This window comes from Bacillus sp. GW823-FHT06A10, assembly GCF_058795375.1.
On the sequence record NZ_JBXAHT010000001.1, the window covers coordinates 806,484 to 829,102 of the forward strand.

13 protein-coding genes and 1 riboswitch are annotated in these 22,619 nt (G+C 36.4%); of the genes, 6 read left to right on the forward strand and 7 right to left on the reverse strand.

Annotated features, from left to right (window positions below; all coding sequences use genetic code 11):
- Nucleotides 1-47: 47 nt before the first annotated feature.
- Entirely contained in the window at nucleotides 48-15,080 is a 15,033-nt protein-coding gene (locus tag AC1Q8M_RS04275) for a cell surface protein (RefSeq protein ID WP_492334118.1), read from the reverse strand.
- A 122-nt stretch (nucleotides 15,081-15,202) separates the two neighbouring features.
- Between AC1Q8M_RS04275 and AC1Q8M_RS04280 the strand changes: the two genes are divergently transcribed.
- A complete protein-coding gene (locus AC1Q8M_RS04280; RefSeq protein WP_098360893.1) occupies nucleotides 15,203-16,063 on the forward strand; it encodes a GNAT family N-acetyltransferase in 861 nt (286 codons plus the stop codon).
- A gap of 42 nt (nucleotides 16,064-16,105) precedes the next feature.
- On the opposite strand, the gene AC1Q8M_RS04285 is transcribed toward AC1Q8M_RS04280, so the two are convergent.
- Entirely contained in the window at nucleotides 16,106-16,666 is a 561-nt protein-coding gene (locus tag AC1Q8M_RS04285; RefSeq protein WP_000806323.1) for a cysteine hydrolase family protein, read from the reverse strand.
- Nucleotides 16,667-16,848: 182 nt separating this feature from the next.
- On the opposite strand from AC1Q8M_RS04285, the gene AC1Q8M_RS04290 reads away from it, so the two are divergent.
- A complete protein-coding gene (locus tag AC1Q8M_RS04290) occupies nucleotides 16,849-17,109 on the forward strand; it encodes a DUF6123 family protein (RefSeq protein ID WP_001195212.1) in 261 nt (86 codons plus the stop codon).
- A 2-nt stretch (nucleotides 17,110-17,111) separates the two neighbouring features.
- On the opposite strand, the gene AC1Q8M_RS04295 is transcribed toward AC1Q8M_RS04290, so the two are convergent.
- The 3 genes from AC1Q8M_RS04295 to AC1Q8M_RS04305 form a co-directional block, all read right to left on the reverse strand.
- Complete coding sequence (locus AC1Q8M_RS04295; RefSeq protein ID WP_141533049.1) at nucleotides 17,112-18,017, reverse strand: DMT family transporter; 906 nt, start codon at nucleotides 18,015-18,017, stop codon at nucleotides 17,112-17,114.
- A gap of 13 nt (nucleotides 18,018-18,030) precedes the next feature.
- On the reverse strand, nucleotides 18,031-18,417 hold the full coding sequence (locus AC1Q8M_RS04300; protein WP_000573877.1) for a reverse transcriptase-like protein: 387 nt from the start codon (nucleotides 18,415-18,417) through the stop codon (nucleotides 18,031-18,033).
- A 68-nt stretch (nucleotides 18,418-18,485) separates the two neighbouring features.
- A complete protein-coding gene (locus AC1Q8M_RS04305; RefSeq protein WP_098855595.1) occupies nucleotides 18,486-19,358 on the reverse strand; it encodes an aldose 1-epimerase family protein in 873 nt (290 codons plus the stop codon).
- A gap of 132 nt (nucleotides 19,359-19,490) precedes the next feature.
- A riboswitch (PreQ1 riboswitch) is annotated at nucleotides 19,491-19,535 on the forward strand.
- A gap of 6 nt (nucleotides 19,536-19,541) precedes the next feature.
- Between AC1Q8M_RS04305 and AC1Q8M_RS04310 the strand changes: the two genes are divergently transcribed.
- The 3 genes from AC1Q8M_RS04310 to AC1Q8M_RS04320 all read left to right on the forward strand — a co-directional run bounded on the left by AC1Q8M_RS04310 (nucleotide 19,542) and on the right by AC1Q8M_RS04320 (nucleotide 21,027).
- Nucleotides 19,542-20,027: a QueT transporter family protein gene (locus AC1Q8M_RS04310; protein WP_001026474.1), complete on the forward strand. Its 486-nt coding sequence runs from the start codon at nucleotides 19,542-19,544 to the stop codon at nucleotides 20,025-20,027.
- Nucleotides 20,028-20,178: 151 nt separating this feature from the next.
- Nucleotides 20,179-20,838: a ribonuclease H family protein gene (locus AC1Q8M_RS04315; RefSeq protein WP_000875548.1), complete on the forward strand. Its 660-nt coding sequence runs from the start codon at nucleotides 20,179-20,181 to the stop codon at nucleotides 20,836-20,838.
- 12 nt (nucleotides 20,839-20,850) lie between these two features.
- Entirely contained in the window at nucleotides 20,851-21,027 is a 177-nt protein-coding gene (locus tag AC1Q8M_RS04320) for a zinc-finger domain-containing protein (RefSeq protein ID WP_000358801.1), read from the forward strand.
- A gap of 33 nt (nucleotides 21,028-21,060) precedes the next feature.
- Here AC1Q8M_RS04320 and AC1Q8M_RS04325 read toward each other — a convergent pair whose 3' ends face one another.
- Nucleotides 21,061-21,309 carry a DUF2564 family protein gene (locus tag AC1Q8M_RS04325; protein WP_000534400.1) on the reverse strand — a complete coding sequence of 83 codons (249 nt, stop codon included), beginning with the start codon at nucleotides 21,307-21,309 and terminating at the stop codon, nucleotides 21,061-21,063.
- Nucleotides 21,310-21,428: 119 nt separating this feature from the next.
- On the reverse strand, nucleotides 21,429-21,626 hold the full coding sequence (gene cspB / locus AC1Q8M_RS04330; protein WP_001161731.1) for a cold shock-like protein CspB: 198 nt from the start codon (nucleotides 21,624-21,626) through the stop codon (nucleotides 21,429-21,431).
- Nucleotides 21,627-21,887: 261 nt separating this feature from the next.
- On the opposite strand from cspB, the gene AC1Q8M_RS04335 reads away from it, so the two are divergent.
- The gene (locus AC1Q8M_RS04335; RefSeq protein ID WP_061660303.1) at nucleotides 21,888-22,616 is read left to right on the forward strand and encodes a YqcI/YcgG family protein; all 729 of its coding nucleotides are present in this window, start codon (nucleotides 21,888-21,890) and stop codon (nucleotides 22,614-22,616) included.
- The last annotated feature ends 3 nt before the right edge of the window (nucleotides 22,617-22,619 follow it).

Below are 22,619 nucleotides of genomic sequence, written 5' to 3' on the forward strand. Positions count from 1 at the left end.
GATTGTAATTTGGTTTCAACCAAACTACAATCTCTTTTTTGTTTCAATTACTTCCACCAAATCCAAGTCCAAAGGTAATTTCGTACATTTCGAGGAGTAATACGAATGAAGCGCTCACCGTCAAAGAAGCAATTTAAATTTGGAAGTGTTTCATCTGGATTTTCTGGAACAAAGGTGACGATGTTTTCGTTACTTGTAACGGTTACTGTAATTGGTGGGTCGGTAGGTGAGACTTGAAGTTGTAACGAAATATTGGCCGTATTTTTAAATTCATTATTAACAGGTGGACTTATTACTTGTACTGTGAATAACACGATAATTGTTTCGTTTGGTTCCAAATTAGTAGCGACTAGGAAACCAATATTCGGATTCGCTAGTGGAGAGCGTTCACTGTTAATAAAGACAGTGCCGTTTATAAATTGTAAACCTGCTGGAATAGTATCTTGTAATGAAATATTTGAGAGTGCAATTTTGGAAGTATTCGTAATGCGCACCGTGTAATCAAAATATTGATTTAAATAAGCAGAGCTGACGGAAGCATTTTTCGTGACTGTTGTAGTTATAAATTGAACTGGTATACGAACGATATTTGAATTAACAATGAAAGTAATAATTGGATCCTGTGGTGTCAATTGAAAGGCAGCGGTAACTGTTGCAGAATTTATAATTGTACTGTTTGAAGGAATAGAAGTTACGAGGACTTGAAATGTTATAGTTGCTACTGTACCTGCAGATAAAGAACCAATATTAATACCAGTGTCTGGACGAACATTTGGAACGGGAGTACCGTTAATGGTTACGCTGTTTTCTATCAATGTTGTACCAGCTGGAATTGTGTCTATAACAGAAGTACTGATTGTCGGAATTGGGGAATGATTGAATACCGCTAATGTGAATGTAATGATATCTCCTATAACGACAATAGATTTGTCAGCTGTTTTTTCAATGCGAACCATCGGATCAATAACTGTCGTTGTAACGGTATTTGTTTGTTTTGTAATTGTAATAGGTGGTTTTGTTGGATCAATGATAACGGTATAGGAAACAGAAGCATCATTATTAATTGTAGATTGAAGAGTAGAAGAAGATATTGTCACTTGGAACGTAATAATAACAAATTCATTAGGAGCAAGATTTCCTAACGTAATACCATTTTCAGGGTTCTCATTAGGCTGATTGATTCCGTTAATCGTAACACTACCAGCAACAAAAGTCGTATCTATTGGTACGGCGTCTATGGCAAGAAGGTCTTCAATCGTTACATTACCGCTATTCGTAATCGTAATTGTATACGTTAAAGTTTGACCAGGTAAGGCATTCGTTACATCAACAGATTTTATGGCAATGACATTATCATTTTGGACAGTAGTTGTGACGGTATTTGTTGTAGTCGTATTTGTAACAGGTACGTTATTTGGGTTGACTATATAGTTAAAAGTAGTAATTGCGTTGTTGTTTAGTTCATTTGGTGTTGGAATAGAAGTCACAGTTACTTGGAATGAAACGATAGCATTTCCATCAATAGTTATAGTACCAAGTGGTATGCCGCTTACTGGATTCGCTCCTGGAAGAGTTTCTCCGTTTACAATGACGCTATTTTCTATAAACGTAGTACCTTGAGGAATAATATCTTGAATGATCACATCATTTATTGCAACATTACCGGTTTGATTTAGTGTAATCGTATACGTTAACGTATCACCAACCGTTGCAAAGGCAAGGTCAACAGCTTTATTACTATTCAAATTCGCGTGATTAATTTCTGTTGCGGCAGCTGATGAAATAATAGTTTCGGTAATAGGTGGTCGATCTGGTGCCGTGTATTCATATTTAATTGTACTCGTGTTAGAAATTGGATTTGTTTGTGGAATCGAAGTAACCCGTACTTGGAATAGAATAGTTGCTGTCGTATTAGGCGGAATGTTATCAATTTGTATACCGTTAAGGGGGTTGTCATTTGGCCGAGCGTTGCCGTTCACGATAACACTATTCTCTATAAAGCTCGTATTTACTGGGATGATATCTGTAGCAATAATGTTTTCGACTTGTATATTTCCGTTATTTATGATGGAAATTGTATAAGGGATGATAGTTTGTAAGTCAGCATATTGGATAGGCGTTGTTTTTGTCGCAATTACATTAGCAGAAATAACTTCAGTGAAGGTAATATTGCTAGTCGATATTTGTTGTTCCACGTTTATTGTATAACGAGCAGTTGATTGATTTTGAACATGGCCGCTAGCAGGAAGAGCTACGACGGTAACAGAAAATGTGACTGGAATAGAAATATTAGGAGCAATCGTTCCTACAAGTATACCTGCACTTGGATTGGCGTTAAGCTGAGGAATGTTATTTACTAAAACGCTACCGTCAATAAAGGTTGTTCCATCAGGAATATTGTCTGTAAATACAACAGCAGTGGCATCCGTATTCCCTGTATTCGTTAAAGTTGTTGTATAAGTTAAAATGTCACCAATCGTTACAGAGGTTAAATCAACAGTTTTAAGTGAAACGATATCAGCATCATTAATTTGAACGAAAGTAGTATTGGAAGTAGTAGATTTTTGAATTGGTGCAAAGTCAGGATTGAAAATAAAGTCGTAGACGATGTTTGCAGTATTAGGTGTTGGATTTACAGCAGGTAAATTCGTAACGGAAACTTGGAATGTTATTGTAGCCATTTGACCTGACGCAATATTAGGAATGGAAAAGCCGATATTCGGATCTGCTGCAGGAAGTACAGTATTGTTAACTATTACACTTCCTGGAATAAATACTGTTCCATCCGCTATAGTATCTGTAAAAAAGATGGAGTTAGTTGTAGTCGATCCATTATTTTGAATGAATACTGTATATTCAATGGTTTCATCAATGTTAGCTAATACAGTATTAGCGGATTTTGTAGCAATAAGAATAGCATCAATAAATTGTATATTTGTACTATTGGAAGAGGTTGTTTCTGAAATTGGTGGTCCGCTTGGGTCTGGTCGATACTCATAGTGAATGACGGCGATATTATTAATGTTATTTTGTGGCGGTATAGAGACTACGCTTACTTGGAACGTAACAATAATCGTATTATTTGGAAGAGTTATATCAAGATTGATACCGGTAATTGGATTTTCGTTAGGTCTTGGTACGCCATCTACAAGAATGCTATTTGGAACGAATGTGGTGCCAGAAGCAATTGCGTCAAGTAGGAGAGTATTTGTAATAGGTATTGTACCGGCGTTTGTAACTGCGACTGTATATGTGATGATTTGACCGATACGTGTAATGGATCTATTGGCGGATTTAATGGCACTAACATTTGCTGTCCGTACTTCAGTATTTACTGCATTTGATAACGATCTACGCTGAATAATTGGAGAACTAGGGTCAATTTGGTATTCGTACGAAGTGTCTGAAATATTAATGACTGTATTGCCCTCTGGTATATTTGTAAGTTGTACTTGGAATGAAATAGTGACTGTTTCATTTGGTTGTATCGTGCCGAGAGTTACTCCGTTTTCAGGATTAGCGCCAGGCTGAGTTACATTATTTATTGCTAAGCTATCTTCAATGAATATAGTACCTTCTGGAATGTTATCAATGAACACGGTATTGTTAGCCGGAACGGTTCCTATATTTTGTAGTGTATTTGTGTAGGTAATAATTTGCCCGATTGATATGAAATTTACATCCGCGCTTTTAACAGAAATAATATTTGCATTTTGAAGTGATGTTGTAACAATGTTAGAATTTGCAGAGCGATTTACTGGTGGGGCTGTAGGAATACTTACATATTGGTAAGTTGCTGAAGATTGATTTGCAATTTCGGTTTCAGTAGGTGGATTATTTGTTTGCACTTGAAATAGTATCGTTTTGGAACTGTTTGCTGGAATTGTTCCAATCGGTATTCCGTTTTCAGGATTTACACCTGGCTGAAGGACACCGTTAATTGTGACACTATCGGGAACGAATGTAGTCCCAGCTGGAATAGAATCTGTGAAATTAATATTTATTGCGTCAACATTACCGATATTTTTCACTTCAGAAATATAAAGTATAGTTCCACCGATATCTACAGTTGTTGGATTGGATGTTTTAGTAATTGTCAATTGTGCTTGCACGAAATTTGTAATGACGATATTACTAGTAGATGTTTCAGTAATAGGCGGTTGCCCTGGGTCTGGTTGGATTGTATATGTTGTATTGGATTGATTTGTAATCGATTCTTGCGAGAATGAATCGTTAATAAGAATTTGGAACGAAATAAGATGAGTAGCGTTTGCTGCTAGGGTAGGTAAAGTAACACCTACATTTGGATTAGCACCAAGTATAGTTGTTCCGTTAAGTGTAAAACTATTTTCTACGAATGTAGTATTTTTGGGGATAGTATCTGAAAATATGAGATTAGTAGCTGGAATATTTCCGGTATTTTCTAGTGTTATTGTGTAAGTCAAAATATCACCTGTTGTTGCTTGTTGTGAATTGACTCCTTTTAAAGAAAGGATAGTCGCATCCGAAATTTGTGTGAAAGCAGGATTAGACGTAATTGTTCGAGAGATGATAGGGGCAGTTGGATCGGCGATAAAAGTATAGTCAATACGGGCTGTATTAGAAATTGGGTTCACGCTTGGAATAGATTGAACGATAACTTGGAATGTTACAGTGACGTTGTCTGACGGTGCGATGGAGTTTAATGGTATTCCCACGTTAGGATTGGCACCTGGAACAGAAACACTATTAATAGTTACGCTATTCGGAATAAATGCAGTTCCTTCTGGGACCAAATCTGTTAAAGTAACTGTATTTGCAGTAGTATTTCCGTTGTTTTGAACGACTACTGTGTAAGTGATTGTACCGTCAGTAGATTGTACGAGAGAATCTGTACTTTTAATTACGGATAACGATGCATCAACAACAGCTGTATTAACCGTATTAGACGAGGATGTTGCTGTAACAGGAGGTTGATTTGGATCGACAATATACGTGTAACTTGTAAGTGCTTGATTTATAATCGCTCCTTGCGGTGGAATAGAACTTGCAAGAAATTGGAACGTAATAGTAGCGGAATCACCTGGTGCGATAATACCAACTGGAATACCGAGAGTTGGACTTGCATCTGGAAGTGAAATCCCGTTGAGCGTAACACTATTTGGAACAAATAATGCTCCTTCAGGAACTCCGTTAATGAGTAATACAGAGTTTGCAGGGAAGTTTCCAGTATTCGTTAATGTTGCTGTATACGTAATTATATCCCCGATAGATACAATTGAACGATTTGCTTGTAAAACAGTTGTAACAGTCGCGTTATTAATTTGTGTTGAAGCGCTATTAGAATTTATTGTGCCTGTAACAGGAGGAGAGGTCGGATCAACGATGAATGCGTATTGAATAGATGCTACGTTTGTAATCGGATTTGAAGGTGGAGTTGATGTAACTATGACTTGGAAAGTAACGGTTAAGGAACTACCTGCGCTAACTGTTTCGATATTAACTCCGTTATTTGGATTTGCGCCTGGAATGGTATTTCCATTTACAGCAAAACTATTTTCAACAAAGGTCGTTCCAGTTGGAACTGGGTCTGAGAAATTTACATTCGTAGCGTTTGTATTGCCGTTATTTTGAATCGAAACTGTATAAGTGATCGTATCTCCAATATTTGCAAAGGCTGTATTAGCAGTTTTTACAGCTGAAAGTATGGCTGTATTAATAGAAGTAACGAAGACATTCGTTTCCACATTGCCAGGCTGAGCCAGTAATGCATTGCCTACGTTATATTGGAAGTTAACAAATCCTAAGTTTTGGAGTTCAGGTGTGAACGTTGTTGGATTACTTACGATTTGTACTTGGAATATGATTGTAACAGTTTGATTTGGATTGATTGTATTTATGCCAACACCGTTAATAATCGAAGCGGATGGTAATGGAGTGCCATCAACAATAACTGATCCTGCAACAAATTGTGTCCACGATGGTAAAGGGTCTGAGAATATAGCGTTGTTAGCAGGAATATTGCCTGTGTTCGTAATAGTCGTTGTATACGTAATCGTATCACCAATCGTTGCAAAAGTTTTATCTCCTATTTTAATAGTATTTAAAATAGCACTTTCAATTTTTGTTGTAACGTTGTTAGAAATAATATTTTTTGAAACTGGAGGATTAGCTGGATTAACGATATGTTGAAAGCTAACGCTAGCTTGATTAGTAATTGGATTTATAGGTGGAATTTCATTGGCGATAATGTGAAATGCTACGATGACAGATTCGTTTGGCGCGATATCACCGATTGGAACGCCTGTAATGATATCTGCATTTGGGATGCTAGTTCCGTTCAGTGTAAAGCTATTCGGTTCAAAGGAAGTTCCGTCTGGAATAAGGTCGGTAAAAATAACATTCGTTGCACTCACATTTCCGCTATTTGTAATTGTAACGGTGTAGGTAATATCCTGCCCGATATCTACCGTAGATACATTTGAATTTTTTTGTGCAGTAAGGATAGCGCTATTAATTTGTGTTGTCGTTGTATTAGATTGATTGGAAGTTGTAATAGGTGGCTGGCTAGGATCAACGACATAATGATATGTGGTAGAAGCAGAGTTAGAAATGGGATTAAGTGTTGGAAGCGTAATAACAGTTGCTTGGAATGTAACGATTGCCGTATTACCACCATTAATGGAACCAATATTTACACCAGTTGATAAATCAGCGTTTGGAATGGTTTGCCCATTAGCTGTGAAACTATTTGGAACGAAACTTAAATTATTATCAAGAATATCGATAATAGTTACATCAGTTGCGGTCACATTCCCGGTATTAGGAAGGTTCAGTGTAAATGTTATTGTATTACCAACATCCGCAAAAGTAAGATTTGCTGTTTTGGTGCTAATAATAGTTGCGTTATTTATTTGAAGGAGTGTAGTGTTGGAAGTAGCTGCACTTGAAACGGGAGGATTAACAGGATCAACAGTAAATTCATACGTCGTTGATGCTATATTTGGTGCTGGGTTACTAGGGGGAATGTTGTTTACTGTAACTTGAAAGACGATGCTATATATTTCATTTGGTGGAAGTGTTGCAAGTAATACGCCTGTATTTGGATTCGCATTCGGTTGTAAAACGCCATCGACCGTTAATGTGTTAGGAACAAATGTGAGTCCACTTGGTAATGCATCTGTGAATACTATATTAGTTGCATCGGTATTGCCTATATTGGTAATAGAAGTAGTATAAAAAGCAGTTTGCCCGATATCTGCAAAGGATACACTTTCATTTTTCGTCATAGATAATATTGCTTCTTTAATTTGTGTTGAAACAGGATTACTAATTGAAGTTTCTGCATCAGGTGGTGAGACTAATTGGTACGATGTTGATGAGAAATTTACAATTGGGTTTTGGGTTGGTAATGAGGTCACATTTACTTGGAATGAAACAGTTACTGTAGCCCCAGCTGTTATCGGCCCAATATTTACACCGTTTGTTGGATCTGCACCACTTTGAGGAATTCCATTAATAGAAAATGAATTTGTAATAAATTTCGTTCCGCTCGACATAGCATCTGTGAAAATAACATTTTGTGCGGAGGAATTTCCATTGTTTGTTAAAGTGACAGTATAAGTGAGTGTATCTCCGATGTGGCTAAAAGCTTTATCAACTTGTTTCGATGAAAGAATGGTAGCAGTATTAATTGTAGTAAACGTTGTGTTTGAAGTAACATTTCTTGAAACAATCGGTGCATTTGGATCAGCGATAAATGTGTAAGAAGCAGTAGCGGAATTGGCAATAGGATTTTGAACAGGGGTAGAAGTAGCGGTCACCTGAAATGCTATAGATATTGAGCTGTTAGGGGCAATTGATCCAATCGTTATGCCTGTATTAGGATTCAATCCAATTTGTGTGATTCCATTTATTGTAACGCTGTCAGTAATAAATGTTGTGCCATCTGGTATAAGATCAGTGAAAGTAATATTCGTTGTATTTGTATTGCCGTTATTCGTTAAAATTGTCGTATAGGTAATGGTATCGCCTAGTGTTACAAGTGTTTGATCGACCGATTTTACCATCGTTATCATAGCATCTAATACAGGATTTGTAGCAATATTCGTTGAAGTAGAGGTAGTAGCAGGAGCGCTGTTTGGATCAACAGTATAAGAATATAAAATTGTGTCATTACCCATAATTGAACTGGAAGGGGAAACGGAAATAACATTTACTTGGAAAGTAACAGTTACCGTTTCACCAGGAGCGATATTTGGTATATTTACTCCAAGTGCTGGTTGCGCACCAGACTGCTGAACGCCATTTATTGTGACTGAATTTGGTATAAAGGTAGTGTTAGCTGGAATAGCGCTTGTGAAAGTAATATTCGTTGCGGCTGTATTTCCGGTATTTCTAATAGTAGTTGTATACGTAATCGTATCTCCAACTGAAACTATAGATTTATCAGCACTCTTTTTTGTTGTTAAAATTGCACTATTAATAGTTGTCGAAACCGTATTAGATACATTCGTTTGTGATACGGCAGGTTGGCTAGGATCGACCACATGTGCAAATTGTACAGAGCTAGAATTAGAAATTGGATTTATACTTGGAATGTTTGTAACAAGTACGTTAAGAGTAATCACGGCCGTTCCATTTGGGTTTATATTTCCAATCTGAATTCCGTTAGCTGGATTTCCGATTTGCTGTGTACCAGAATCGTTTGTAAGAGTGCCAGATATGAATGTCGTTCCATCAGGTAAAGTATCCGTAAAAGTTAAATTTTGTGAAGTGACATTTCCAGGGTTACTTAATGTAATTGTATAAGAAATTGTATCGCCAATTGTTGCGAAAGTTTTATTTACAGATTTGATTGCTACAATTTCCCCAGAATTTATTTGTGTCGAAACCGGATTGGACGTCGTACTTCTTGAAACGAGTGGTAAGTTTGGACCTGTCATAAATTGATAATTAATGGAAGCGCTGTTTACAACCGGTGAGTTTGGTCCGCCTGGTCCAATGGTGAAAATTGGATTTGGAATGCTAACTACTTGCACACGGAAGGTAACGTTTATAAAATCTCCAGCAATAATATCCCCAATCGGTATCCCATTCGCTGGATTTACTCCAGGTAATAAAACCCCGCCTACTCGAACGCTATCCTCTATAAACACTGTATTATTTGGAATTGGATCTGTAAAAATGATATTCGTAGCAGTTGTGTTCCCTACATTTTCTAATAAAACTGTATACGTTAAAAATGAATTTCCAGGTGCTATGTCAGAAAATAGTCGATCCACACTTTTCGTTGCTTGAATAATCGCTTCGTTAATTTGAACTAAAGTTGGATTACTTGTAGCTGTTTCTGTCACGGGCGGCTGGGTAGGATCAACAATGATCAAGTATGTTGTGCTAGATTGGTTCAAAGTTGGATTGGTAGCTGGTATTGAGCCAACGATAGCTTGAAAGCTAATTGTTGTCGTTCCTCCAACTGGAATTGAGTCTAAAGAGATCCCGCTATCTGGTCTAAATCCAAGTTGTGGGATGGTATTAATTTGTACGCTATCAGGAACGAATGAAAGTTCAGGTGGTAATATATCGATAAAAACAGGTGTGTTTGCGGTAGTATTTCCGCTATTGGTGAGGGTAGTTGTATACGTAATTGTATCTCCAACAGCAGCAAAAGCACTGCTTGCAGTTTTTGTTGCGATAACAGAAGCAGTATTTACTTGTGTAAAAGTTTTATTAGATTGAACTGTTCGTGAAACTGGCGGTTCATTTATATCTACAATAAAGCTATATTGAAGCGATGATTTGTTAGGGATTGGATTAGGATTTGGAATCGTTGTAATGTTTACTTGAAAACTGAGTATAACGGATGTATTTGAATTTATGTTGCTAATATTGATACCATTTTGTGGATTTGCATTAGGAATAGTTGTTCCATTTACCGTAAAACTATTTGGAATAAACGTTGTACCATTTGGAATTACATCTGTAAAAATGACATTGTTTGCGGTAGTATTACCGGAATTAGTAATGGTAGAAGTGAAAGTAAGTGTATCTCCAATAGTAGCGAATGTTGAATTGACAGTTTTATTTATAGAAAGAGTAGCATCAATAATTGGAGTAACCGTCGTATTCGTAATTGTACTACCAACAGCAGGAGATTGGTTTGGATTCACGGTATATTCATAATTTACAAGAGCATTATTTGTTAATGTGCCACTAGGTGGTATCGCTAAAATTTGTGCTTGAAAAGTAATGAATACAGTATCTCCTGGCGAAATATCTGCCAAGTGAACACCAAGTGATGGATCTAATCCTGGTTGTGGAACATTATTGATAGTTACGGAGTTTTGGATAAATGAAGCTCCTGCGCCAAGCCCATCTGTTAAAACAGTTGCACTAGCAGGGATATTACCTGTATTTGTTACTGCAATCGTATAGGTAACAATATCACCAATTGCAGCTGTCGGTGTATTCACAGACTTCGTAGCGACAATAGTAGCGTTATTAATTTGAGTTGTTATTACGTTACTTAACGTATTGGCGGATGTTGGAGGTAAGTTAGGATCTACGACATACTGGTACGTTGTATTGCTTTGGTTCGGGATTGGATTTGGATTCGGGATAGAATTTACTTGTACTTGGAATGAGATGATTGTATTTGCATTCGGATTTATTGGGTCGATTGCAATTCCGCTTGCTGGATTGACATTAGGCAGTGTATTCCCGTTTACAGTAACACTATTAGGAATGAACGATGTCCCGTTTGGAATTACATCTGTAAATATTACATTTGATGCAAGTGTGTTCCCGTTATTCGTTAAAGTAGTCGTGTACGTAATAATATCATTTACGTTAGCAAACTGTTTATCTGCCGATTTAGTAGCAGCAATTGAGGCGTTATTAATAGTTGTCTGTACAGTGTTAGAAGCAACCATCTGCATCACAGCGGGTTTGGATGGATCATACGTATATTGGAATGTTGTGCCTGATTGATTTGTAATTGGGTTTACAGCAGGGATAGTTGGTACAAAAACTTGGAATGCAACGGTGCGTGATGAATTCGCTCCTATCGTACCAATTGAAATGCCGTTAGCAGGATTTGCATTAGCTATAGGGACATTATTAATCGTTACAGTATTAGGAATGAAGAGGGTACCCGTTGGAATAATATCTGTAAATGTTACATTAGCGGCAGGGATATTCCCGTTATTCGTTAAAATAGTCGCATATAGTATGACATCACCAATATCAGCGAAGTTTGTACTCGTTAGTTTTGTAGCAACAATATTAGCAGTATTAATTTGTGTAGTTACTATATTGCTAGCAGTGTTTCTAACAAGAGCAGGTAAGTTTGGATCAGCGATAAAGCTATATTGAAGTGAAGCGCTGTTTTGAATTGGGTTTGGTGAAGGTAGCCCATTTGCACTTATTTGAAAAACAATCGTTGTAAAACCACCCGAAGGAATGGAGCCGACTTGAAGACCGGTACTAGGGTCTGCACCTAGTTGTAAAGCACCACCTATAAAAATACTATTTGGTACGATAGTGGTGCCATTAGGGATTATGTCGGTAACGATAACATTATTTGCTGTAGTATTGCCAAGATTAGCTAAAGAAATTGTATATGTGATTGGTTGCCCGACATCGGCGATAGTTAAATCTACTTCTTTGACAATCACTACATTTGCTAAATTAATTTGTGTACTTACAGTGTTACTTACAGATGTTTCTATAGTTGGTGGATCGCCCGGATTTAGAATAAAGCTATACTGTGTACTAGATGAATTTAATGTTGGGTTTTGTGTTGGTAAAGAGGTGACGGTTACTTGATAAGAGGCAGTAAGTGAGCCATTAGCAGCAATGGAAGGTAGTGGAACACCTATATTTGGATCTGCGTTATTTTGAAGTACACCATTAATAAGAAAAGTGTTTGGAATAAAGGTAGTACCGTCTGGATTCGTATCTACGAAAGTAGGGCTATCAGCAGAAACACTTCCTGCATTCGTCAAAGTAACAGTATAAGTTAATATATCCCCTACGGTAGCGAACGCTCGATCCACTGTTTTGGCTGAAATGACATTTGCATCGTTTACTTGAGTAAATGTAGTGGTTGAAGTAGTGTTCTTACTTACAGGTGAAGTGTTTGGATCAACGATAAAGTTATAGGAGATGGAAGCGCTATTTGAAATAGGGTTTGGATTTGGAATGCTAGTTATTACTACTTGGAATGAAGCTGTAATTGTAGTATTAGCATTGATGTTACCAATATTGATGCTAGCTGGTGTAACGCCTGGCTGAGTAACACTGTTAACTATAACACTGTTTGGGACAAAGGCGGTTCCATTCGCAATTGAATCAGATAGTAATATATTGTTCGCTGCAACATTTCCATCGTTAGTAAGGGCAAAGGTGTAAGTTAATACATCACCAACTTCCGCAAACGTTTTATCTACAGATTTATTAACGTGGAGATTTGCTAGTCTAATTGTTGATGTAACAGAATTAGAATTTGCTGTTTTTGAAGTCGGTAGCAAACTTGGATTTACAGTGTAAATATAAGAGGCGAAAGCGTTATTAATGATAGGATTTTGGGCAGTGATGTTAATGACTGTTACTTGAAAGGATAAGGTAAAAGTAGCTCCACCAGGAATTGTGCCGATAGGTAAAGCAACGAGAGAATCTACATTCTGCAAAACCCCGTTTAGTGTTACAGTACCAAGAGTCAATATCGTTCCGTTTGGAAGTGGATCTGTTAGTTGAACGTTATTAGCGGCTGCATTTCCACTGTTTGTAATAAGGATTGTATAACTTATCGTTTCGCCAATTGTGGCAAATTGTTTGTTAGTTGATTTTGTTAATGTTAAATTCGCATTGTTAATTTGAGTGGAAACGAGATTAGAAGAAATGTTTTTTGTAACGGGAGATTGGCTAGGGTTGACGGTATATTGATAAGAAGCGCTTGATCCGTTAGATACGACATTTGACGCGGGTATTGTGTTTACTACTACTTGAAATACAACATTTTTTATTGTGCCGCTTGGGATGGATCCAATGTTCACGCCGGTAGCGGGATTTGCGCCCACTTGTGTCGTGCCATCTATTGTTAAACTGTTTAGAACAAAAGTTGTTCCAGTAGGAATGATATCTGTAAAAATAACATTGTTCGCATTTGTATTACCTGTACCTGTAAAGGAAACGGTGTACGTTAGTGTATCACCAATATCTGCGAAATTTTTATCTACTGCTTTTGCCATTGTTACAGTGGCGTTATTCACTTGAGTAGATACGATATTGGTCGTATCAGTCCCACTTACTGCAGGTTGATTTGGTACAGGAATGTATTGATATGTTGTTGTACCACTATTTAATATTGGATTTGTTTGGGGGATAGAAGGAACGAATACTTGAAATGAAATAGTAGTAGTAGAATTTGCGGCAATTGATCCAATTGATATACCATTAGCGGGATTTGCGCCAGCTTGAGTAACTCCGTTCACAGTTACACTCCCTGGAATGAAAGTAGTCCCGCTAGGAATCGGGTCCGTATATATAACATTTGTTGCAGCGATATTTCCTATATTAGCTAGGGCAATACTGTAAGTTAATGTTTCACCAATATCGGTAAAAAGTTTGTTAACTGATTTTGTTCCATTAATATCTGCCAGGTTAATTTGTGTTCCAGCAGAGTTGCTTGTTGCAAGACCGTTAAAAGTTGTTCCTCCGGCAATTGGTGTATATTGAAATGTAATATTAGCAGTGTTAGAGATAGGATTTTGACTTGGAAGAGAAACGACAGTAGCTTGGAAAGTTACTGTGCGAGAAGCACCATTATTAATTGTTCCAAGTGATATACCAGCCGCGGGATTTGCATTTGTTTGTGGTACGTTATCTACTGTTACAGTGCCGGGTATAAAAGAAGTACCGTTAGGGAGACTATCTATAAAAATAGCGTTATTGGCAGGAAGAAGTCCAGTGTTAGGGATAGTAACTGTATAAGTGAGAATATCTCCAATTGCAGCAACACTTTTATTTACGCTTTTCGTTGCTTGTATATTTGGTGAGTTTATATTAATTTGTAAGCCTACTGTATTCAACATATATGCGTCTCCGTTAGTAGTTAAACGGATTGCGGCGGATACTTGTGAGTTTGTTAAATAAGGAGAAATATCAATAGAAGTAATATCCCAGCCCTGTCTTCCAGCGGAGATGTTTGTACCTGTAGAAGCACTTTGATTTCGAGTTCCAAATGTCCCAGTTGTATCTAAATTTCCTGCAGCATTATTAACTTGAGAACCGAAGAAATTATTTACAGCATTATTTGGCCCAGATAAAGCATTTAATGAACTGAAATTTGGTCCAAATAATGCTTGATCCCCTATTAAATCTGCATCTCCTTCAATAGAACTTAAAAATAATCTCCCGCTTACAGGTCCTCCTGAAGGTGTTAAAAATCCAGAAACAGCTACATCGGCACTACCGGTATCAGCAGAAACACGGTTACCCGCTACATAAATGGTTAAGTTTCTTGCTGGCAATGTCCCGTTTTGATAAGCGACGATAAGCGTCCATCCAGCCGAATTAATTGTTCCATTAGAAGCATCTATAGGATCTACAAGTCCAGGAACCGCGCCTGTAGTATAGGAACCAGCACCTCCCGCTTGAATAAGGGTTGTTACGTCTGCTGAACGAGTGTAAAAGCCAAATGTAATAGAGTTTGAAACGAATGTTTGGTTTGAAGCCGTAACAGCTGAAGGAGTAATCGAGTATGTTGAAACAGGTGTTGTAAAAGAAACTGGGTTTCCTAATACACTCGTAATGTTTTGATCACGAGATAAATAGTTTCCACCCCAAACGAGTTCTGCGTAAAGAATAGTACTACCAGCAGGGATATTTAAAATAGCGGTAGAACTATTTTGTGTATAGTTTAACGTTGTACCAGCAGGAAAAGTAGGTACTTGTAAAGCAGTATTCGTAGTTGCGAATGCACCAATTGCCCCGATTGTACCAGCACGGTTTTGATTACTAATTTTACTTAAGCCTAAAGTATTTCCAGTAATAGCGAGTGCGCCGTTAGTGGTGGTAGAAAATCGATTCGTAATGGGCATGTTGTCACCTCATTTACAATATAGTCTTGGTCAAAATAACATATGTATGTGACAAATGAATGGAAACATGTACAAGTTGATTTAGTAATAATGATTTAAATGTCTAGATAAGGGGATGGAGTATGATTGAATTGGAAATTAGGGTGGAGCGTCTTAGTAAAGAACAAATAGGCGATATTGTAGCATTATCTTCTTATATTGGCTGGGATTATAACAGAGAAGAAATTGATACAGTTTTTAACTCAGGTATTGTATACGGCGTATGGAATGAGCGAAAGGAACTTATTGCTAGCGCAGCAATAATATTATACGGGGAGGCGTTGGCATCTATCGGAATGGTAATTGTACATCCAGATTATAAGGGAAGAGGAATTGGAAAGGTGATAACGAATTCATGCATGAGTAGCGTATCAGCTCAAACTCCAATTATGCTTATTGCTACGGATGAAGGGAAGCCCTTATATGAAAAATTAGGATTTAGGGTAGTAAGCTATGTCTCTAAATATATTTGTAACTCGTACAATGTGAATCATAAATGTGCAGAAAATGAAGAATGTATGATGGTTTATAAAGAGGGTGATTTAGAAGGAATAATAAAAATAGATGAAGGCGCATTTGGGACAAGCCGAAACGAGTTTTTAAAACAAAGAATTATGCAAAGTGAGCAGTGTGTCGTTGTAAAGGATACGGAAGAAAATGTAGTAGGATACGGTATAAGTATACAAACGCCAGAAAATAAAATAATAGGACCAGTCGTTGCTAAAAATAATGCGATGGCAATGAGAATAGTACATGATTTTGCAAGAGGGCATAATGGAAAATTAAGAATGGATGTACCAGAAGGAAAGAACGAATTTATGAAAGAATTAGAGGTTGCTGGTTTTAAAAAGGTAAATACACCACCAATTATGATAAAAAATAGTAATTGGTTATTAAAAAGAAATAGTGAACTATATAGTATTGCGGCGCAAATTTTTGGATAAAGAAAGAATCCTTTTAAATGAAGGATTCTTTTTTGAGCTAATTTAATCACGATATTGGTCATGAGTTGGCTGAAAGAGGTCTTCCTCGATATCTCTCACCATAGAAAAATTATCAACGTTATAATGACCGTGTAAAGTTTTATTGTGATGACCAATAATTTGCTCTGCAGACAATACGTTAGAATCAGTTGTTGAATGACCGTTTTTAATTAATGTAACGTCAAATCCTTGTACAGTTGCTGTCCTAACGGCAGTGTCAATACAATGTTCTGTTTTACATCCGCCTATAACAATATGATTAATGTTTTCTTCTTTTAAAAGTTCAAGTAAAGAAGTGCCGTAGAATGAATTGGTTGCTGCTTTATTAATAAGGATTGCAGACTGGGGTACTTGAATTTGATTATGTACTTCAAATCCTTCGCCACTACCAGAAGCAACATCGATATCTCTTACGAAAACAATAAGAGCATTTGAATCTATTGCTTTCTGCAGTGCTATATTTAGTGTAGATAATAGCTCGGTTTTACGAAAAACTTCATTTTCTTGCTCATTTCCATCAATTAATTCTTGTTGAGCGTCGATAATTAATAGTGCTTGTTTCATCGTGTCTCCCCTTTAATATGAAATAAGTTCCACTTTACATATTCCTTCAGATTGTTAGAAAATCCTCCATTGTAAGCGAAGTAGAAGATTGATTTACAAAGTTGTCAAAGAAATTTCATTCTCATAGCGTGTAAAAACATGTATGATAGGAGATGGAGAATTTTTGAGTAGGTGGGAATAACATGCAAACAGTAGAAGATTATCTTTCATTCTTACATACGAAAGGATTTAAATTATCAGAGGAAGCACAGGGGTTTATTATGTTTGGACAAGGATATACTGGTGCGTCTGATGGGATTGTGAACGCAGCAATAGAAGCGACAATTAAACATCAATTGCAGTTTGATGGTAGTTATTTCGTTGCGTTATTAGAACGATTGAAAGAGGAAGAAATTACAGATAAAAAAAGCGCTAAGGCTTTTATGCGGAAGTTACAAGCGTAACTTCACGCAGCCTGCGCTTCTTTTTTTGTTTTGGAAGGTAATTCAACAAAAATCATGCCTAGAAAAATACATAGACATCCGATAATAGCAGAAATAGAAAGTTGTTCATTTGCAACGAGAACGCCTGTTAAGGCAGCAAAAACGGGCTCCATTGCGAAAATAATTGCTACTCTCGTTGGAGAAGTGTGTTTTTGTGCCGATGTTTGAATGAAAAAAGCAATAGATGTTGCAAACAGGGCAGTTAGAAAGAGTGCGAATAAAAAGGATTGATTCGTCCATAGTGATACTGAAAATAACTTTTCCCAATCTTCAAACAAGAAAGCGCAAATAGAAGAAAATATACCAACAGCTAATACTTGAGATGTGCTTAATAATAAAGGTGATATTTTTTTAGAAAAGAAGCCGTTAATAAGAATATGGGCAGCGAAAGCGACTGCACAACCGAGAACAAGTATATCTCCTATATTTAATTGGAAAGAATCAGCAGCTGTTAATAAGTACAAACCTGTTGTAGCTACAGCAATACCAAGTACGATGAAAATGGTAGCTTTTTGTTTTAAAAAGATAAATGATAAGATTGGGACCATAACAATGCTTAGCCCAGTTAAGAAACCTGCTTTTGAAGATGTTGTATAGAGTAAGCCAAATGTTTGCAATAAATAACCGACAAATAAGAAAAAACCAACGATTATCCCTGCCGTGCTACTATGTTTTATATCTTGTTTTGAAGTTTTTTGTGAGAAAATAATTTGAACGAATAATAAAATAATTCCAGCGAATAAAAAGCGAATACCATTAAACGTAAATGGACCAACGAAAGACATAGCGTTTTGAACGACAACAAACGTAGCTCCCCAAATAAAAGAGACAAATAATAAAGTAAGAGGAGCAATCCACTCTTTTTTCACACTCATACCCCCGTTAATTTTGTAAGATAGCTTTTCTAGCTAATTCATCAGCTACTTTATTTTGACTACTTGGAATCCACTTAATAAAAAAGAGATCGAAGTTTTTTATGTACTGCAGCGCTTCATCTAAAAGAGGTGCAAATATTTTATTTTTTGCGTATTCCTTTTCAACAGCCCGTTCGACAAGCTGGGAATCTGTACGAAAAGAGACAGTGCTATAATTATGCTCGATGCAATATTTTAATGCTAGAAGTAAAGCGCGGTATTCTGCTTCATGATTGGACATTGTTCCAAGTGGTAATGATAATTGTACAGGCGGCTGAACGCCTTTAATAAACACTCCTGCACCAGAAGGACCAGGATTTCCTTTTGATGCACCATCAATATATACTTCAATCAAAATGAGAAACCTCCAAATTATAAGATTATCCCCTACTTAAATGCTTTTTGAAGTAGGGGATAGAGTAGTTATCCGATTGTGATGCTATAACAACATGTAAATGTTTCATTCGCTTGTAACGATTGAATTCCCTTTTTGTCCTTGAAATCTTTTGTTGGATTTATTTCATCAGCGATTCCATACCAAGGTTCAATACATAAGAAAGGTGCGTTATCCCCTGGTGTCCATACGCCGACAAATGGGAAGCCATCAAATTCTACTGTTACAAATTTATTATGTTTATGAGAACGAATCGAAATTTCATTCGTATTCATATTTTCAAAAATAAGCGCATCATTTTTGAATAAATCATATGTAAGTGGCAATTCAGTTGTATTTTCAGCGATTAATTGCTTTTTGTTTGAAAGATAAGGTCCTTCTAATACGCTTGTTTCTAAGCGTTCCGAACCATTAAACGATAAATGATAATCTGTAAATGATTCACCGTCCAATAAAGGGAAGTTGAAGCCAGGATGTGCTCCGATTGAGAAGAACATCTCTTTTGAAGTAGGATTGTTTACTTCATATGTTACATGAACGATTTGTCCATCTAGCTCATAAGAAACGAGTAGTTCGAATTCGTATGGGTATTTTTTTAATGTTTCTTCATTACTAGTAACGATATAAGTGATTTTTGTTTCGCTTTGTTCTTTCACAGAGAAAGTAAGATCACGAGCGAAACCGTGTTGTGTTAATGAATATGATTTACCGTCTACGTAGTATGTATTATCTACTAATCGGCCGACAATTGGGAACAAAATTGGTGCACGGCGTCCCCAATAAGTAGAATCACCTTGCCATAAATATTCTGTGTTGTCTTCTTTTAAGCGAACGCTCTGTAATTCTGCACCTTTGTCAGAAATGGAAACGATCACTTTTTCATTTTGAATTGTTGCTGTCATGAAGTGAAACCTCCTAAATCTTTCATATGTTTCATTATACGTTGTCTAAAAGGAAAAAGGTAGTTTATGATAGGAATCTATTGACGAAAGAGGGGCTACCACGTAAAATATAATCTTGTTGCTTAAAAAACGAATAACGTGGTTCGAAACCATCCCACGTAAAAAAACTAAGGAGATTTTGTCATGAATATTAGAACTTTAGTCGGTAATGGTATTTTAGCGGCATTATATATTGCTGTTTCTATGCTTATTCAGCCATTTGGCTTTACGAATGTACAATTTCGTATTTCAGAGATGTTTAATCATCTCGTTGTATTTAACAAGAAAGCAATTTACGGAATTGTATTAGGTGTATTTTTAACGAATCTCTTTTTCTCACCTATGATCGCTTACGATTTAGTATTTGGAGTAGGGCAATCTATTCTTGCGTTAGTTGCAACGATTATTTCTATGCGATTTATTAAAGGTGTTTGGGCTCGTATGATTTTTAATACAGTTATCTTTACGATTACAATGTTTATGATTGCAATTGAACTTCATCTTGCATTGGGTTTACCATTTATGTTGTCTTGGTTAACTTGTGCAATCGGTGAATTTGTTGTCATGGCGATCGGTATGCCTGTAATGTACTGGATTAATAAGCGAGTACAATTTGAAAGATTTATGTAATAGATGAAAGAGCTATTCCTATAGGGATAGCTCTTTTTGTATGTAATCATATTGAATATAATGCTGTGACTCTAGATAAAATATAATAAAATAAAGTGAGGCTTCAATTAGCCGGATATATATAAGATGTCTTACATAAGGGGAATGTAGTATGAAATATAAAATTCATTGGTTGTATAAAACGAAGCGTGGATTGCAGACGGAATTAACAACAGAGTATATGAACATAGAAGAAGTACTTCAATTTGCAGAGGATTTTGAGAAAACAGGAAGAGCTAAGGAACTTTTATTTTACGATGAAATGGACGCAGAATGGTCATTAAAAGAGATGAAAAAGTTAAGTAAGCAAGTAGAGGAAGAGCCCCAAGAAATACTCGTTTATTTTGATGGGGGGTATGATGTGCAAACGAAAGAAGCTGGCGTTGGTATATGTGTGTATTATAAAAAAGGAAATACAAACTACCGCATTCGCCGCAATGCATATATAGAAGGTATATATGATAATAATGAAGCGGAATATGCATCATTATTATACGGTATGAATATACTCGAGGAACTAGGGATTAAGTATGAAGCAGTTACACTTCGCGGAGATTCACAAGTGGTACTGCAGCAATTAGCCGGAGAATGGCCTTGTTATGATGAGCATTTAAATCATTATTTAGATCAAATTGAACAAAAGGCGAAGCAAATGAAATTAAAACTTGTATGTGAACCGATATCTAGAAAACAAAATAAAGAAGCACATCAATTAGCAACGCAAGCATTAGAAGGGACAGTCATTGATAGTCATAAAGAAATAACCGAATAGAGAGGTGCAAAGGTGGATAAAAAGCAACTCATTACAGAGGTAAATGACTTATTAGAAACATATTGTGAAGGATGTTTCTTGCGAGAACATAATCGAAAGACAAATAGTAAGTATTATGCTCATTCATTTTGTATAAGACAATGTACAGTTGGAGAAACATTGAAAAAGTATGGAGAACAGTTGTCATAAAAAAACATCCAGAGAAAATTCTCTGGATGTTTTTTAGTGCTTTGCTTCGTTTAATTGCTGCTCGCATTTGCTTAGTTTCTTTTCCTCGTTCATTAAAAATGGTTCATCTAAATCTACTGCAACAGATTTCATAATTTCAAGCTGTGAGCGAGCTGCTTCTACTGCAGTAGTAGCATGCTCTAATGTATCTGGATCCATTGAAATTGTTGCTGATCCTACCATTTTTTGTGCTGTTTCTACACGGAATTTTACTTCTTCAAAATCATTTACTTCTGATCCCATTGTTACTGCCTCCTTTGTATATTGCGCATTTCACATAGTTTTTGCTCTGTAAAACGGAAATATACAAAGGAATAATAAAGGAGGTTACCAAGTAAGGTAACCTCCTGTTATATGTTGGATTAAAGTTTTACTACGTTAGCAGCTTGAGGTCCACGGTTACCTTCAGTAATGTCGAAAGATACTTCTTGACCTTCTTCTAAAGCTTTGTAGCCGTCTCCTTGAATAGCGGAGAAATGTACGAATACATCGTCAGCGCCTTCCATTTCGATAAATCCAAAACCTTTTTCGTTGTTAAACCATTTTACTTTTCCTTGCATGTTATAATTCCTCCTAAAAGCGTTTACTATTTTCATTTAGTGAAATTCATTTGAAAAATAATATAAACTAAAAATGCTATATTCTTGAATATTCTGCTAAATGATTAATTTAAATATACACGAATTGGGAGAATTTAGTCAAGTAAGCGATTTTATTTTTTGTATTTTTAAATAATTTTTCAGTCGAATTTTTAAATAGGTATAGGACAGGCCGAATATGTAATATTCTTAATTGAATGCTATACATAATGAGGTGAAAGAATGAATAAGTCTTATTTATTAGATAATGAAGGAATAAGAACGAGAACCGACATACCGGATTGGGTTGCAAAAGAATTTGAGATTTTTTCAAGTGTCGTGTTAGAACCAACTTTTCCATGTTATTTCGGTTTAACAGCTTTGAAAAAGAATGAACTTCGTTATTCATTTCTTTCTCATAATGATTGGAGTCATTTGCCGCATACAATGTTATCTTTTTTAGAGTTAATGAAAGAGAGGCCGATTGTAAGAAGGGGCTTTTTCCTTTTTATAGAACCGGAATGTGAAGAACAATCACTCGAATATTACCGCGATTCTTTTTGGAAAGTGCTACAGTATTTGCATGAAAACGATGATCAAGCATGGCCAAAGCAAATTCCTGAAGATCCAGACCATTATTTATGGGAATTTTCATTTGGTGGTGAGCCAATATTCGCATTTGGAAATGCGCCAGCTTATAAACAACGAAAAACTAGACATTTAGGGAATGCTCTCGTTATTGGGTTTCAGCCACGCACTATTTTTGATGGATTAGAGGGAGATCGTCCTAAAGGAGCATATTCAAGACAAATGGTCCGTGAGCGAGTTGAAAAGTGGGATCAATTGCCGAAACATCCTAACATTAGTCATTATGGTGACCCAGAGCATCGTGAATGGAAACAATATTTCATAGGAGACGATGTAGAACCAATAAAAGGGAAATGCCCTTTTCTTCATAAGATAAAAAAGTAAGAG

Bases quoted from the DNA above. Each gene is read 5' to 3' on its own strand.
- AC1Q8M_RS04305 (WP_098855595.1), bottom strand. From the start codon at position 19,358: ATGACAGCAACAATTCAAAATGAAAAAGTGATCGTTTCCATTTCTGAC.
- AC1Q8M_RS04335 (WP_061660303.1), top strand. From the start codon at position 21,888: ATGAATAAGTCTTATTTATTAGATAATGAAGGAATAAGAACGAGAACC.
- AC1Q8M_RS04280 (WP_098360893.1), top strand. From the start codon at position 15,203: ATGATTGAATTGGAAATTAGGGTGGAGCGTCTTAGTAAAGAACAAATA.
- AC1Q8M_RS04325 (WP_000534400.1), bottom strand. From the start codon at position 21,309: ATGGGATCAGAAGTAAATGATTTTGAAGAAGTAAAATTCCGTGTAGAA.
- AC1Q8M_RS04285 (WP_000806323.1), bottom strand. From the start codon at position 16,666: ATGAAACAAGCACTATTAATTATCGACGCTCAACAAGAATTAATTGAT.
- AC1Q8M_RS04315 (WP_000875548.1), top strand. From the start codon at position 20,179: ATGAAATATAAAATTCATTGGTTGTATAAAACGAAGCGTGGATTGCAG.
- AC1Q8M_RS04310 (WP_001026474.1), top strand. From the start codon at position 19,542: ATGAATATTAGAACTTTAGTCGGTAATGGTATTTTAGCGGCATTATAT.
- AC1Q8M_RS04290 (WP_001195212.1), top strand. From the start codon at position 16,849: ATGCAAACAGTAGAAGATTATCTTTCATTCTTACATACGAAAGGATTT.
- cspB (WP_001161731.1), bottom strand. From the start codon at position 21,626: ATGCAAGGAAAAGTAAAATGGTTTAACAACGAAAAAGGTTTTGGATTT.
- AC1Q8M_RS04275 (WP_492334118.1), bottom strand. From the start codon at position 15,080: ATGCCCATTACGAATCGATTTTCTACCACCACTAACGGCGCACTCGCT.